This is a genomic window from Mycobacterium sp., from assembly GCF_046095365.1.
Lineage (GTDB): Bacteria > Actinomycetota > Actinomycetes > Mycobacteriales > Mycobacteriaceae > Mycobacterium.
The window spans coordinates 1-14,519 of the sequence record NZ_JBJTJF010000092.1; the positions used below are offsets into that span (position 1 = coordinate 1).

The window sequence follows — 14,519 nt, forward strand, 5'->3', positions numbered from 1 at the left end:
CAGCTGGACCGCGCCGTCGCGGACGATGTAGTGCACGTCGCGCTGCAACAGCACGTGGGCGTGCAGGGCGACGTTGACCTCGGTCAGCGTGGTGCCCACGTGTTCCTCGGAGTACAGGTCGATGCCGCCGAGTGCACGCTCCACCTTCTGCGCCCCGGCCTCGGTGAGGTGAACGTTGCGGTTGTCGTCATCGGTGGCGAAGTACCTGTCCGCGTCGGGGTCGGCGACCAGATCGCCGACCAGCCGGACGATTTCGAGCTTGGGCGTCTCGCGGTGAGAGGTACCCGCCAGAACCAGCGGCACCAGCGCCTCGTCGACCAGAACGGAGTCCGCCTCGTCGATGAGGGCGACGTCGGGATCGGGTGAGACGAGGTCGGCGACGTCGACGACCAGCTGGTCACGCAGCAGGTCGAAGCCGATCTCGTTGACCGATGCGTAGGTGACGTCGCACCGGTAGGCGGCGCGCCGCTGCTCGCGGGTGGAGTCCTCGGTGATCCACCCGACCGTGCAGCCCAGCGCCTCGATCAGCGGTCCCATCCACTCGGCGTCGCGACGGGCCAGGTAGTCGTTGATGGTGACCACGTGCACCCGCCGGCCCGACAGCGCGTAGCCCGCCGCGGCGATGGCGCCGGACAGCGTCTTGCCCTCGCCCGTTCCCATTTCGATCACGTCGCCGGCCATCATCCGGAGCGCGCCGAGTAACTGAACGTAGAAAGGGCGCAGGCCGGTGGCGCGCTCGGCGGCCGCCCGCGCGACGGCCAGGAACTGGGGGACGTCGGGAGAGTCGGCCAGACCGCCGAGATCCAGCAGCTGCGCGGCCCTGGCCAGTTGCTCGTCGTCGAGGGCAGCGGCTTTCTCGTCGAACTGCGCCGAGGCCTGCACCTCGGACATGCCCTGGGCCTCGACCCTCTCGGTGGACGCGCCGAGCAGCCGCCAGAAACCGCGGCTTACCCGGCCCTGGCCGGCGGGGGTGGATTTGGGTGTCTTCGACGAGCTTCGTGCCACGCCGTCAACGGTACCCGGCGGCCTCAGGCCAGATTCGACCTGCGCGGGTAGGCCACCGCGGGGTCGGTCAGCGTGTTGACCACGGCCGGCAGGCCGCACTCGAAGGCCCGCCGCAGCGCCGGGCGCAGTTCGCCCGGGGCTGTGACGAACTCACCGTGCCCGCCCAGCGCGCGCACCACTTCGTCGTAACGGGTGCCGGGCAGCAGGTCGGCTACCACCGAGTACCCGTACAGCGCCTCCATCGGGTGCTTCTCCAGCGCCCAGATGCCGTTGTTGCCGATCACCGACACCACATGGACCCCGTGTCGCACCAGGGTGTCCCACTCCATGCCCGAGAACCCGAAGGCGCCGTCGCCCTGCAGCAGGACCACCTGCCGGTCCGGCCGGGCCAGCTTGGCGGCCAGGGCGTATCCAGGTCCCGAACCCAGGCAGCCGAACGGGCCGCTGTCCAGCCAGGCGCCCGCGACGTAGCTGTCGATCACCCGGCCTGCGTAGGAGCCGAAGTCGCCGCCGTCGACGACGATGATCGCATCGCGGTCGAGCAGCGGGGCCAGTTCGGCGTAGACCCGCATCGGGTGCAGCGGGGTGCGGTCGTCGGCCAGTTCGCCGGCTTCGGCGGCGCGGGCCTCGGTCTCGATGGTGCGCAACCCGCCGATCCAGTCCTCGTGCTCGGTTGCGCGCGCTTCGGCGAGCGCGGCCAGCGTGACTGCCAGGTCGCCGTAGAGCGCCGCGGCCACCGAGCGCGGATGCTCCCGGCCCGGCCGGCAGCGATCCGCGACGACAAGTTCGGTCTGCGCGCCGAACACCCCGCCGAACCCGAGCCGGAAGTCCATCGGCACGCCGACCACCAGAGCCACGTCGGCTTGCGAAAGGGCGGCCGACCGGGCCCGGGAGAACGCCACGTCGTGGTCGGCGCCGACGATCCCGCGCGCCATTCCGTTGGCCAGCACCGGGATTCGCAGTTTCTCGGCCAGGTGCAGCAGTTCCCTCTCTGCGCGGCCCCACCACACGTTGGTGCCGGCCATGATCACCGGCCGTTGCGCGCCCGACAGCAGCCGGACGGCGCGGTCGAGCATGTCACCGTCCGCGTGCGGCTGCGCCGGCAGTTCCGACAGCGCGCCGGGCTCGCCGCGGTCGGTGGCCTCGCCGAATACGTGGTCCATCGGGAAATCCACGAACGCCACTCCCGACGGGGCGCCGACGGCGGCCCGCAGCGCGTCGTCGACGCGGTCTCCCACCGCCGCGGCGGACTGCGCGGTCACCGCGTAGCGGGTCAGCGGTGCCACGAAGGGCACGTGGTCGATCTCCTGAAGCGAGCCCATTCCCCAGCGCAGCGCCGGGGCGCGACCGCCGAGCACCAGCATCGGTGACTGGTTCTGGCCGGCGGCGGCCATCGCGCTCATCCCGTTGGTGACACCGGGGCCGGCGGTCAGCGCCACCACCCCCGGGACACGGGTGACCTTCGACCAGCCTTCGGCAGCGAACGCCGCGGTCTGCTCGTGGCGGGTGTCGATCAGCCGGATGCCCTCGCTGCGGCAGCCGTCGTAGATGGAGAACAGGTGGCCGCCGGAGAGCGTGAACATGGTGTCGATGCCGCTTGCCTTGAGCCTGCGGGCGATCAGCCGGCCGGCATGGACGCTGTTCTCCATCAGCCGAGCCTAACCAGTGTGACCCTGTCCCGGGCGGGCCCGTCCAGCGGGTCCAGCGGAGTGGACGTGGTGCCGTGCGCCGGTGCTGCGGTAGCTTTCGCCGAGGACAGCGGTATACCCGCGACCGGATGAGCCGCCGCCGGGAGGAGAGCGCGTTGGAGCCCTACAAGCCGTCAATGGACTGGGGGCACGAACTCGTCCCGTCCCTGCTGTGGATCCTGCGGTACTGGGCGATCGCGGCGGTGGCCACGCTGATCGTGCTCTTCCTGCTGTCCAGGTTCACCGTGTGGGGAAGGCAGTACTGGCGCATCACCGGCGACTACTTCAAAGGCCGCGGGTCGGTGAAGGTCTGGATCTGGCTGGCGGTGCTGCTGCTGTCGGTGATGATCTCGGTGCGGATCAACGTGCTGCTCAGCTTTTTCAGCAACGACCTGTACACCTCGCTGCAGATCGCCTTCGAGGCCACCAGCGCCAACGAGGACGTGATCCGCGACGACGCGATCCACGGTTTCTGGGTGGCCCTGGGTATTTTCGGCATCCTGGCGACGATCTACATCAGCCAGGTGATGCTCGACATCTACCTCACCCAGCGCTTCATCATCCGCTGGCGCACCTGGCTGACCGACCGCCTCACCAGCGACTGGCTCGGCGATCACGCCTACTACCGCGGCCGGTTCACCGACAACAACACCGACAACCCCGACCAGCGCATCCAGCAGGACGTCGACGTCTTCACCACCGGTGTCGGCGCGTCGCCGAACTCCCCGACGGTCGGAACCGGTTCGATACTCCTGTTCGGATCCATCTCATCGGTGTGCACGGTGTTCGCCTTCATACCGATCCTGTGGAACCTGTCGGGTCCGGTCACGCTGTTCGGCGTCACCCTGCCCCGGGCACTGTTCTGGGTGGCGTTCATCTATGTGTTCTTCGCTACCGTCGTGGCCTTCTGGATCGGCCGGCCGCTGATCCGGCTGAGTTTCCGAAACGAGTTGACCAACGCCGCCTTCCGTTACGCACTGGTCCGCTTGCGTGACGCGGCCGAGGCGGTCGGCTTCTACCGCGGCGAGAACACCGAGCGAAAGATCCTGAACACCCGGTTCATGTCGATCATCTCCAACTACCGCGCCTTCGTCCGGCGCACGCTGGGGTTCACCGGGTGGAACCTGGCGATGAGCCAGATCATCACCCCGCTGCCGCTGATCGTCCAGGCGCCAAGGCTTTTCAAGGGCGAAATGGACTTCGGCGATGTCACTCAGTCGGCCAGTGCCTTCTCCAACATCAGCGACTCGCTGTCGTTCTTCCGCAACGCCTACGACCAGTTCGCCGCCTATCGCGCGGCGATCATCCGTCTGCACGGACTCGTCGAGGCCAACGCCGACGCCCGCGACATGCCGAGTCTGCAGACCCTGCCCAGCGCCGACGGCTCGGTCGAACTGCGCCGCGTCGAAGTCCGCACCCCCAGCGGCGGCCAGCTGGTGGACCCGCTGGACCTGCGCCTTGAGCCCGGCGAGAGCCTGGTGGTCACCGGTCGCTCCGGCACCGGGAAGACCACCCTGCTGCGCAGTGTGGCGGAGATGTGGCCCTACACCAGTGGATCGGTGTCGCGGCCGCTCGGTGACCACGACACGATGTTCCTCTCACAGATGCCGTATGTGCCGCTCGGCGACCTGCGGACGGTGCTGTCCTACCCCGCCGCGTCCGGGGACGTCCCCGACGAGGAGCTCCAGCGGACGCTGTCTAAGGTGGCGCTGACGCATCTGACGGCACGGCTCAACGACGACGAGGACTGGGCCAAGGTACTCTCGCCGGGCGAGCAGCAGCGGATCGCCTTCGCCAGGATCCTGCTCACCAAGCCGAAGGCGGTGTTTCTCGACGAGGCCACCTCGGCACTCGACGAGGGGCTCGAATACGCCGTCTACGACCTGGTCCGCACCGAACTACCGGACACCATCGTGGTCAGCGTGAGCCACCGGCCCGCCGTCGACACCTACCACCAACAGCATCTGGAACTGCTCGGAGAGGGCGAGTGGCGGCTCGGCCCGGTCCGCGGGCCGGAGCCCGCCACCGTCTGAGCCCGGGTCCGTCAATCGGCCCGGACGCCCCGGGAGTTGCTGCCATGCTGGGCCGCGGAGGTGGACGGCCATGGAGATGTACGAGCCCTCGCTGGACTGGGCGCATGAGATCCCGCAGTCGTTGCTGTGGACGGGCAAGGCTTGGCTGATCACCGCCGCCGCGACGGTCGTCGCACTGGTACTGCTGGCCCGCTACACCGGATGGGGCCGGCAGTTCTGGCGGGTGACCGGCGGGTACTTCCGCGGCCCCGGCAGCCTCAGGGTCTGGCTGTGGCTGGGCGTGCTGCTGTTCACGACGCTCATCGCGGTGCGCCTGCAGGTCCTGCTGAGCTACCAGGCCAACGACCTGTACTCCTCGCTGCAGGTGGCCTTCGAGGGGGCCGGGGCGGGCGACGAGGCGGTGCGGGAGTCCGGCGTCCGCGGATTCTGGACCGCGATCATCACCTTCGCCCTGATCGCCGCGGCGTATGTGGGGCGGCAGCTGATCGACATCTACCTGACTCAGCACTTCATCATCCGCTGGCGGGTGTGGCTGACCGACCGGCTCACCGGGGACTGGCTCGACGACGAGTCGTTCTACCGCGGGCGGTTCCTGGACAACCCGGTCGACAACCCCGACCAGCGCATCCAACTCGACATCGACGCGTTCACCGCGGGCACCGGAACGGGCGCCAACACCCCGACGGTGGGAACCACGACCACGCTGCTGTTCGGGGCGATCAACGCGATGGTGTCGGTGGTGGCCTTCACGCCCATCCTGTGGAATCTGTCCGGCCCGCTGACCTTCCTGGGGTTCACCCTCAACCACGCGCTGTTCTGGATCGCCCTGGCGTACGTGTTCGCCACCACCGTCGTCGCCTTCTGGATCGGGCGGCCCCTGATCCGCTTCAGCTTCCGCAACGAACTGACCAACGCCGCATTCCGGTACGCGTTGGTCCGGATGCGCGACGCCGCCGAGTCGATCAGCTTCTACCGCGGTGAGGGCGCCGAAAAGTCAGTTCTGCGCGCGCGTTTCGCCGCGGTGATCTCCAACTATCGCGGGTACGTGCTGCGCACCCTGGCCCTGCTCGGCTGGAACCAGTCGATCACCCAGTTCATCAATCCCCTGCCGCTGATCGTGCAGGCGCAGCGGCTCTTCAGCCGCCAGATCACGTTCGGCGACGTCACCCAGTCGGCCAGCGCGTTCAACAGCGTCCACGACTCGCTGTCCTTCTTCCGCTCCGTCTACGACTCGTTCGCCGCCTACCGCGCCACCATCATCCGCCTCGACGGTCTGGTCACCGCCGACGAACAGGCGCGGGCGCTGCCCAGGCTGACCGCCGAGCAGAGCCACGACGGGTCGATCGAGTTACGCGACGTCGAGGTCCGCAACCCGCAGGGCCGCCAGTTGCTGCACGGGCTGAACCTGCGACTGGAGCCCGGCGATTCCCTGGTGATAACCGGGACGTCGGGATGCGGACGCACCACCCTGCTGCGCAGCATCGCGCGATTGTGGCCGTACGCCAGCGGGACCGTGAGCCGGCCCGACGGAGACGGAGACGCCATGTTCCTGTCCCAGGTCCCCTACCTGCCGCTCGGGGACCTGCGGGCGGTGCTGTCCTACCCGGACCGGGAGTGCACCATCGCCGACGAGGATCTCGTCTCCGCACTCGACGCCGTCGCCCTGGGCCACCTGGGCGGACGGCTCAACGAGGTCCAGGACTGGACCAAAGTGCTCTCCCCGGGCGAGCAGCAGCGGATCTCCTTCGCCCGGGTGCTGCTGCAGAAACCCAGGGTCATCTTCCTCGACGAGTCCACCTCCGCCATCGACGAGGGCCAGGAGTTCGCCATCTACCGGATGCTGCGGGAGCGACTCCCGCGCAGCATCGTCGTCTCGGTGACCCACCGCGCGACGGTCGAGCAGCACCACGACCACCACCTGCGGCTGCTCGGTGACGGCAGCTGGGAACTGGACCGAAACCCCGAACCGGTCGGGCTCTAGGCCCGACGCCGGCCGAACCCTTCGCCGAGCGCCCCCGCCCACTGCGCCGCATGCGCTCCGGCGCGGCGACCGAAGAACGACCCCGACCCCAATTGCGTTCCGCTGGAATAACCTTTGCCGTCCTGGGCGAGATTGGAGGCACACGCCCCGGCGGCGTACAGACCCGGGACGACGCTGCCGTCCTCCCGCAGCACCTGGCCGTCGACACCGGTGGCCAGTCCACCCACGGTGAAGCCGGAGTACATGGCCTTGCCCAGCGACAGGTCGAAAGCCGCCCACGGTCCGCGGTCCTGCGGGGCGAGGAACTCCGGCTGCTTGTGGAAGTCGGGATCCTCCCCCCTGGCCGCGTAGGTGTTGTAGCGGTTCAGCGTCTCGACCAGACTTCCGGCCGGGATGCCCAGCGAGGACTCCATCTCCTCGACGGTCTCCCAGCCGTCGATGAATTTGATCAGTGGGAACTCCGGACGCTGCAGGTGCGCCTCGTCGACGATCAGGTACGCCACGCTGTCGGGCTGGTCCATCACGAAACCCGAAGTGCGGGAATGGTAGGAGTCCTCGGCGACGAACCGCCTGCCCAGTCTGTTGACGATCACTCCGGTCAGCAGGATCGCCGGCGGGTAGGCCGGAGCCGTGATGAAGGCCTGATCCATGTGTTTGGTGGCCCCGCCCGCCGAGACACCGAGCCGGATGCCCAGTCCGTCGTCGTAGGTGTTGCCGAGGACGAAAGGCTTCTCCGCCAGTTTGGGGGTGTTGGCGGCCACCATGTCGGAGTTCATCACGAACCCGCCCGCAGCGATCACCACCGATCCGGCGCGCACCGAACCGGTCTCGGCGAATCGCCGCCAGCGGACCCCGTTAACCGCACCGTCGTGCACGATCAGCTGCGTCGCGCCGGTCTCGTAGCGGATCTGCACACCGAGCTCAGCGGCTCGCTTGAGCAGTAGGTCTATCACCATGGCCGCGCCCCGGGTGTCGCCGGGCACCGGGACCTTGTGCCCGCGCGGCGCCGGCACCGCGAGATCCTTGAAGGGCCAGACCTTTTCGTTGCCGGTGTACATCAGACCCTCGGTGCCGGGCTGGATCACCGCCTTCTCCGGGTAGTAGCTGCGTTCGAAATGCACACCGAGCTCTTCAAGCCAGTTGAAGTGCTCGACGCTGCCTTCGCAGTAGACGCGGATCTTGTCGTGCTCGGGTTCCCTCGACATCGCGACGAGGTATTTGTACATCTCCCCGGGGCTGTCCGGGTGGCCGGTCGCCTGCTGGACGGCCGTGCCCCCGCCGAGGTAGAAATGGCCGCCGGCCAGAGCGGTGGTACCGCCTGCCACCGCGGCTCGCTCGAGGACCAGAACCCGCGCCCCGGCGGCGGCGGCCGTGACCGCCGCGCACCCCCCGCCGATACCGAAACCGATCACCACGACGTCGACGTCGTCGGACCAGTCGGTCACCTCGGAAGCGTCGATCGTGGCCGGAACGTCCAGCCCGCTCATGGGCACGAGAATATCGCCGGTGCGCCCGGCTGGCTAGAACGTGTTCTAGTTACCGGTGGCGGCGACGTTGAGGACGGCCGCGGCGTTGTCCGCGCGGACCTGCTGTCCGGTGGCCTGCCAGGACACCGCCGCCGGCAGCTGGCCCCAGGTGCTGTTGAAAAGCCCGGCCATCACCGCGGTGCCGTCCGCGGCCAGGGTGTAGACCGGCCCGCCGGAGTCGCCCCGCTGACTGACGACGCCGTTGGTCATGGTGAACCAGCCGTTGTTGACCCGCTCCACCGAACCGCAACTCTCGCCGGTCACCACCCCGAAATGGCAGATCGGCTGGCCGGGAACCAATTGCGCCACTGGGTCGACCACCAGTCGGCGGCCGCCGGGCAGGATCGGGTTGACGGTCACGCCCCGCGCGAGCGCGATCGTCTCGTAGTCGGTGATCACCTCGTCGGTACGCACCACGGCACCGTTGGGGGTGTTGTCCCGGGCGGCGACGACGACGCCGACGACCCGGCCGTCCCGGTCGGTCACCGAGTCGCTTCCGCGGCAGTGGCCGGCGGAGTACCCGATCCGGGCGACGGGGTCGATGAAACCCAGGGTGCACACGGTGGTGCCCTGGCGGATCTCCATGCCGGGAAATACCTCGACCCCGGTGTCCGACGCGGCGGCCGGAGCCAGACCGGTCAACGCTGCTCCGGCCGCCGCGGCGAGGACGATGGCTCGCGGGAAACCGCCCACCACTCACCTCGATCCGGTCAGCGACCCGTTCGGAGGATCGCAACAGCGTATGAGCTGTGTATCGGCTCCGATGGAAGATCGTTACCGACTCTTTACCGCGATCCTCGCCGGTCGCCGTCCGGGGTGCCGGCGAAATTCCCTAAGCCCCAGTTCAGGGGATGGAGATGACCTGCCCGACCTCGATGTGGTCCGGATTGGGGATGTTGTTGGCCTTGGCCAGCTCCATGTAGCGGTTGCCGTCGCCGAGGTACTGCTTGGCGATGTTGAACAGGGTGTCGCCGGCAACCACGGTGTGGGTGCGCACCTCGTTGGCCACCGGGGCGACCTCGGCCTCGACCACCGGCGGCGGCGGAGCGTCGGTCTCGGTGCGCGACGACCAGGCGGCTCCGTCCGCCGAGTACAGCACGACGTTGCGGTCGTCCTGCAGGACCAGCCGGACGTCCTTCTTGCCTTTGGTGTCGGTGTGCCAGACCGGCTTGTCGCCGGCGTAGATGACGAAGTTGCCGTCCGACTGCACCTCGGCCCGGTCCGCGCCCTGGTTGTCGGTACCGGTGGCCCAGACGGCCTCCCCGCGCGCGGCCAGGACGAGGTTGCCGTCGTCCTGCAGCGTCAGGGTGTAAGCCCCATTGCTGGATGTGAGCGAGGCGCCTCTGCCCAGCTGCTGTCCTGCGTTGAGTGTGTCTCCCACGACTGTTTCTACCTCCTGTAGGCCGCCCACGGCGCGGGCGGGCGTCCGCGAGCCTACTGGAAAATCCCGGCGGTCAGCCGCCGGGTGGGCAATACCAACCGTCCCGGCGCCACCAGTACCCGACGGCACTATGAATCGAAGCCCAGGCCCAGGCGGTCGAGGGTGCGCAACAGCAGGTTTCGCCTTCCGGCGTGGTGGTCGGCACGGTTCAGTGACCACCGGGTCGCCTGGATGCCGAAGCTGGCCATCGGCTCGGGCGGGAACGGCAGCGGCTTGCGGCGGACCATCTCGAGCTGGGTCCGTTCGGTGGGACGCCCGTCCAGCAGGTCCAGGCAGACGTCGGCGGCGAACCGGGTTGCCGCCACACCCAGACCGGTGAAACCGTTGACGTAGGCGATGCGCCCGCCGCCCGCCTGACCCCAGTGCGCGCAGAACCGGGTGTTGGTGTCGATGGGTCCGGCCCACCGGTGGCTGAAGCGGACGTCGCGCAGTTGCGGGAAGGTGATGAAGAAGTGCGCCGCCAGCTTGCGGAACGACTCCGGGCGTTCCTCGCGACGCGAATCGACCCGCCGGCCGTAGTGGTACACCGCATCGTATCCGCCCCAGACGATCCGGTTGTCGGCCGACAACCGGTAGTAGTGGAACTGGTTCGCGCTGTCGCTGATCCCCTCCCGCCCCTGCCAGCCGATCCGGCCCAGTTGCGCGTCGGTGAGCGGCTCGGTGGCCAGCACGTAGTCGTAGACCGGAACCGTGTAGAGCCGGTTGCGCCGGAGCAGGCTGGGAAAGACGTTGGTGGCCAGCACAACACGCCGCGCCCTGACGACGCCGCCGGTGGTGGTGACCCTGACCGAGCCTGATTCCCGCCGGACGGCGACGGCGGTGGTGTTCTCGAGAATCCGCACCCCGCGTTCCGCGCAGACCCTGGCCAGTTCGAACACGAGTCGCGACGGGTGCACGATCGCGCAGGACTCCGACTCGAACACGGCGGCCCGGTAGGTCGGCGAGTCGACCCGGGCACGAACCTCGGCCTCGCCGAGGAAGCGGCCCTGGCCGTCGCCGGCCATCTCCTCCAGCCAGGTGACCTGGTGCGGTTCGGTGGCCACGGTCAGCATTCCGGTTCGTTCCCACCCGACGTTCATTCCGCAGGCCTCGATCTCGGCCTGCATTCCGTCGAGGTTTTCCATGCCCAGCCTCTCGAGTTGGCAGAACTCGTTGGGCCAGCGCGATTTTCCGTTGTGCGCGCCGTGGGTGAGACTGGCGTCGACGAAGCCGCCGTTGCGCCCGGATGCCGCCCAGCCCAGCCGGGAGCCCTCGATCAGCGCGACCGTCTCTCCCGGGTTGCGCTCGGCGGCGTGCAGGGCGGTCCACAGCCCGGTGTATCCGCCTCCGACCACGAGCAGGTCACAGTGCAGCGGACCGGACAGCGCCGGAAATACCGGCCGGGGTCCCACCACCTCGGGGTCCAGCCACATCGACCCGACCACCGACGGCTCCAGCGCGGCCGTGATCAGGCGTTGGTCGACGTCACTGTCGAAGACCGTCGGCACCGTTCTCATTTCTCTCCTATTGTGCTGCTTCCGGGTTCACCGGACGAACCGGGTGAGCACGGGTCCGGCGAACGCCAGGATGAAGACGTAGGGGGTGGCCACGGCGCTGAGTATCCCGGCGCCGGCCCCGGCCAGTCCGATGATCACCAGCGAGAACTCTCCCCGTGCGATCAGGGCGGTCCCGGCCCTGCGCTGCCCGCGCCGCGCCGCACCCTCGCGCCGGGCCGCGTAGGCGCCGCTTATCACCTTGGTCAACGCGGTCACCGCCGCCAGCGCCAGGGCGACCGGCAGCATCGGCAGCAGGTCGGCCGGCGCCACCGTCAGGCCGATCGCGACGAAGAACACCGCCGCGAACAGGTCGCGCAGCGGCGACAGCACCGTGCGGGCGCGCTCGGCGGTCGGCCCGGTCAGGGTGAGCCCGACCAGGAACGCACCCACCGCGGCTGATGCGTGCAGTTGCTCGGCGACCGCGGCGACGATCAGCGTCAGTCCGAGGATGCGCAGCAGCAGCTGCTCGTCCTCGGGGTGGCCGAGCACCTGGCCCACCCGGTGGCCCCAGCGGAAAGACACCAGGAAGGCCAGTGCCAGCGCGCCCAGCGCCACCGCCGTCCAGATCAGCGCTTCGGCCGCGGTGCCTCCCGAGGCCAGCACCGTCAGCACCGGCAGGTAGGCGGCCATCGCGAAGTCCTCGAGCACCAGTACCGACAGCACCGCCGGGGTCTCCCGGTTCCCGAGCCGGTCGAGGTCACTGAGCAGGCGTGCGATCACACCGGAAGATGAGATGTAGGTGATACCGGCCAGCGCCACGATGCCGACCGCGTCAAGGCCGAGCAGCCACCCCGCGATGGCCCCGGGGACGGCGTTGAGCACCAGATCCACGGCTGCCGATGGAAGGTGGCGGCGCAGTGACTCGGAGAACTCGCCGACGGAGAATTCCAGCCCGAGGGTCAGCAGCAGCAGCACGACCCCGATCGACGCGCCGGTCTCGACGAAGTCGGCGGCCGCATCCACCGGCGCGACCCCGCCGGTGCCGAGGACCAGACCGGTCAGCAGGTACAGCGGGATCGGCGACAGCCCGTAACGCCGGGCCAGCGAGCCCAGGACGGTCAGCACGATCAGGATGGCGCCTAGCTCGAGCAGCAGCGGCGCCGAAATCTCCACCGGCTCAGCCTTGTTCGACGATGAGCCGCGCCGCCGCGATCCCGTCGGCGGTGCCGATCACCACCAGAACGTCCCCGTCGCGCAGCATCTCCTCGGGCCCCGGCGAGGCCAGCACTTCGTCGTCACGGACGATCGCCACGATCGAGGCGCCGGTACGGGTGCGCGTCTTGGTGTCGCCCAGCGGTCGCCCGACGAACGGCGAGTGCGCTCCGACCCCGACCTGTCCGGCTTCCAGTCCGGGCACCTCCCTGGTCAGGTCGGCATAGCTCTCCACCATCCGCGGGGCGCCGAGTATCTGCGCCAGCGTCTCGGCTTCCCGATCGGTGAGCCGGAACACCCGTCTTCCGGTGTCGCGGTCTGCGGCCTGGTACACCAGGACCTCGAAGTCGCCCTTGCGGTGGGCGATCACCCCGATGCGATCGCCGTCGGCGTTGTCGAACTCGTAGCGCAGCCCGACGCCGGGCAGCAATGTCTCGTTGACGTCCAACGCTCCTAGCCTTTCGCGACGAATTCTCTGGAGGCGGCGGAGGTGCTCCGGTGCACCGGTTCCCATCCGGGCGGGCCGAAGACGTATCCGAGCCGGTCTCGCCATCCGGTGGCCGAGCGCACGTCGCGCGCGATCGCCAGGTACTCGTGGGTCTCCAGCTTCCAGATGTCGAACGTGTTCACCTGCTTGGTCAGGCCGTAGTGCGGCCGGACCGACTCGGGTTGAAATGATCCGAACAGCCGGTCCCAGATGATCAGGATGCCGCCGTAGTTGCGGTCCAGGTACATCGCGTCGGTCCCATGGTGCACCCGGTGGTGGGACGGAGTGTTGAAGACGAACTCGATCGGACGCGGCAGGGTGCCGATCCGCTCGGTGTGGATCCAGAACTGGTAGACCAGGCTTATCGAGAAGCTGGTGAACACCATCCACGGCGGAACGCCCAGCAGCGGCAACGGAATCCACATGATCAGTTCCCCGCTGTTGTTCCACTTCTGGCGCAGCGCGGTGGCGAAGTTGAAGTACCGGCTGGAGTGGTGCGCCTGGTGGGTGGCCCAGATCAGCCGGACCCGGTGGGCGATGCGATGGTAGGCGTAGAACAGCACGTCCACCCCCACGATCGCGATCACCCAGGTGTACCACTGCCGCGCCGAGAGATGCCATGGTGCGACGTAGGCGTACAGCGCGCCATAGCCCAGCAGACCCAGGAACTTCCAGAAACCCATCGTGGCGACCGACACCAGGCCCATCAGGATCGAGGCCCGCGCGTCACGGCCCAGGTAGGCCCCCGATGCGGGCCGGCCGGGTTCGGTCCCGGGCGCGGGGCCGACGTGCTCGAGTCGGCGCGCGGCGGTCCACTCGATGGCCAGCAGCAGCAGGAAGACGGGAACGGCGAACAGCACCGGATCGCGCATCGGCGGCGGAAGGACGGACACCACGTCGGCGATTCGGTCCACCTGACACCTCCCGAGAGGAAGCTTAGTCCGGCCGCCGCGTCGCTATCGTCGACAACCATGCGGAGATGGGCGCTGCTGGCCGGGGCGATCGCCACCGAGGTTACCGGGACACTCGCGCTGCGCGCGTTTCAGGACCAGCGGCTGTGGATCGTACTGGTGGTGGCCGGTTACTCCGCCTCCTTCGCGCTGCTGACCAGGGTGCTTCGCGCGGGGGTGCCGGTGGGCGTTGCCTACGGGATCTGGGCCGCGTCGGGGACCGCCCTGACCGCCGTGCTCGCCTCGGCGGTTTTCGGCGAGCCGTTCACCGCACCGGTCATGGCCGGCATCGGGTTGATCATCGCGGGGGTGCTGATGGTCGAGCTGGGTTCGCACCCGGCGATGCCGCGCCCGGCGGCCGAGTCATGATGTGGCTGACGCTGGGCGGCGGCATCCTGCTGGAGGTGCTCTCCACGCTGGGGATGCGGGCCTCCGACGGATTCCGCAAGCGGGCGTGGATCGCCCCCGTCGTGATCGGCTATGTGCTGTCCTTCGCGCTGATCTCCTGGACCCTGGCGCTGGGCATGCCGGTCGGCATCGCCTACGGCGTCTGGTCGGCGTGCGGCGTGGCGCTGGTCGCACTGTCGGCCAGATTCCTGTTCGCCGAGCCGCTGACCCCGACGATGTTGGCCGGCATCGCGCTGATCATCGCCGGGGTGCTGACCGTCGAGTTGTCCGGCTCGGCAGGCTGACCCCGAACCGCGCCGCGGATGCCGGCGAC

13 protein-coding genes are annotated in these 14,519 nt (G+C 68.9%); 4 read left to right on the forward strand and 9 right to left on the reverse strand.

Annotated features, from left to right (window positions below; translation table 11 throughout):
* Together ACKOQ4_RS07885 and ACKOQ4_RS07890 are read right to left on the reverse strand one after the other, a co-directional pair.
* On the reverse strand, nucleotides 1-1,005 hold a 1,005-nt coding region (locus ACKOQ4_RS07885; RefSeq protein WP_526290544.1), incomplete at its 3' end, for a preprotein translocase subunit SecA.
* Between the two features lie 23 nt (nucleotides 1,006-1,028).
* A complete protein-coding gene (locus ACKOQ4_RS07890) occupies nucleotides 1,029-2,654 on the reverse strand; it encodes an acetolactate synthase (protein WP_526290546.1) in 1,626 nt (541 codons plus the stop codon).
* A 128-nt stretch (nucleotides 2,655-2,782) separates the two neighbouring features.
* On the opposite strand from ACKOQ4_RS07890, the gene ACKOQ4_RS07895 reads away from it, so the two are divergent.
* Together ACKOQ4_RS07895 and ACKOQ4_RS07900 are read left to right on the forward strand one after the other, a co-directional pair.
* Nucleotides 2,783-4,726 (forward strand): ABC transporter ATP-binding protein/permease, encoded by a 1,944-nt coding sequence (locus ACKOQ4_RS07895; RefSeq protein ID WP_526290548.1) that lies wholly within the window; start codon nucleotides 2,783-2,785, stop codon nucleotides 4,724-4,726.
* 70 nt (nucleotides 4,727-4,796) lie between these two features.
* Nucleotides 4,797-6,707, forward strand: coding sequence for an ABC transporter ATP-binding protein/permease (locus tag ACKOQ4_RS07900; RefSeq protein WP_526290550.1), 1,911 nt, complete (start codon nucleotides 4,797-4,799; stop codon nucleotides 6,705-6,707).
* Here the strand turns inward: ACKOQ4_RS07900 and ACKOQ4_RS07905 are convergent.
* The 7 genes from ACKOQ4_RS07905 to ACKOQ4_RS07935 all read right to left on the reverse strand — a co-directional run bounded on the left by ACKOQ4_RS07905 (nucleotide 6,704) and on the right by ACKOQ4_RS07935 (nucleotide 13,762).
* Entirely contained in the window at nucleotides 6,704-8,194 is a 1,491-nt protein-coding gene (locus ACKOQ4_RS07905; protein WP_526290552.1) for an FAD-binding protein, read from the reverse strand. The genes ACKOQ4_RS07900 and ACKOQ4_RS07905 overlap by 4 nt on opposite strands.
* A 45-nt stretch (nucleotides 8,195-8,239) precedes the next feature.
* Nucleotides 8,240-8,926 (reverse strand): Rv1815 family serine proteinase, encoded by a 687-nt coding sequence (locus ACKOQ4_RS07910; protein WP_526290554.1) that lies wholly within the window; start codon nucleotides 8,924-8,926, stop codon nucleotides 8,240-8,242.
* A gap of 151 nt (nucleotides 8,927-9,077) precedes the next feature.
* Nucleotides 9,078-9,614 (reverse strand): LysM peptidoglycan-binding domain-containing protein, encoded by a 537-nt coding sequence (locus ACKOQ4_RS07915; protein WP_526290556.1) that lies wholly within the window; start codon nucleotides 9,612-9,614, stop codon nucleotides 9,078-9,080.
* A 128-nt stretch (nucleotides 9,615-9,742) separates the two neighbouring features.
* Entirely contained in the window at nucleotides 9,743-11,161 is a 1,419-nt protein-coding gene (locus tag ACKOQ4_RS07920) for an NAD(P)/FAD-dependent oxidoreductase (protein WP_526290652.1), read from the reverse strand.
* A gap of 36 nt (nucleotides 11,162-11,197) precedes the next feature.
* A complete protein-coding gene (locus ACKOQ4_RS07925) occupies nucleotides 11,198-12,322 on the reverse strand; it encodes a cation:proton antiporter (protein WP_526290558.1) in 1,125 nt (374 codons plus the stop codon).
* A gap of 4 nt (nucleotides 12,323-12,326) precedes the next feature.
* Nucleotides 12,327-12,809, reverse strand: a complete 483-nt coding sequence (locus ACKOQ4_RS07930; RefSeq protein WP_526290560.1) for a cation:proton antiporter regulatory subunit — start codon at nucleotides 12,807-12,809, stop codon at nucleotides 12,327-12,329.
* Nucleotides 12,810-12,814: 5 nt separating this feature from the next.
* On the reverse strand, nucleotides 12,815-13,762 hold the full coding sequence (locus ACKOQ4_RS07935) for a sterol desaturase family protein (protein WP_526290562.1): 948 nt from the start codon (nucleotides 13,760-13,762) through the stop codon (nucleotides 12,815-12,817).
* Between the two features lie 57 nt (nucleotides 13,763-13,819).
* Here ACKOQ4_RS07935 and ACKOQ4_RS07940 point away from each other — a divergent pair, with 57 nt between their 5' ends.
* Nucleotides 13,820-14,167 carry a DMT family transporter gene (locus tag ACKOQ4_RS07940; RefSeq protein WP_526290564.1) on the forward strand — a complete coding sequence of 116 codons (348 nt, stop codon included), beginning with the start codon at nucleotides 13,820-13,822 and terminating at the stop codon, nucleotides 14,165-14,167.
* Nucleotides 14,167-14,490: a DMT family transporter gene (locus tag ACKOQ4_RS07945; protein WP_526290654.1), complete on the forward strand. Its 324-nt coding sequence runs from the start codon at nucleotides 14,167-14,169 to the stop codon at nucleotides 14,488-14,490. Before ACKOQ4_RS07940 ends, ACKOQ4_RS07945 begins: the two co-directional genes overlap by 1 nt.
* Nucleotides 14,491-14,519 lie beyond the last annotated feature (29 nt).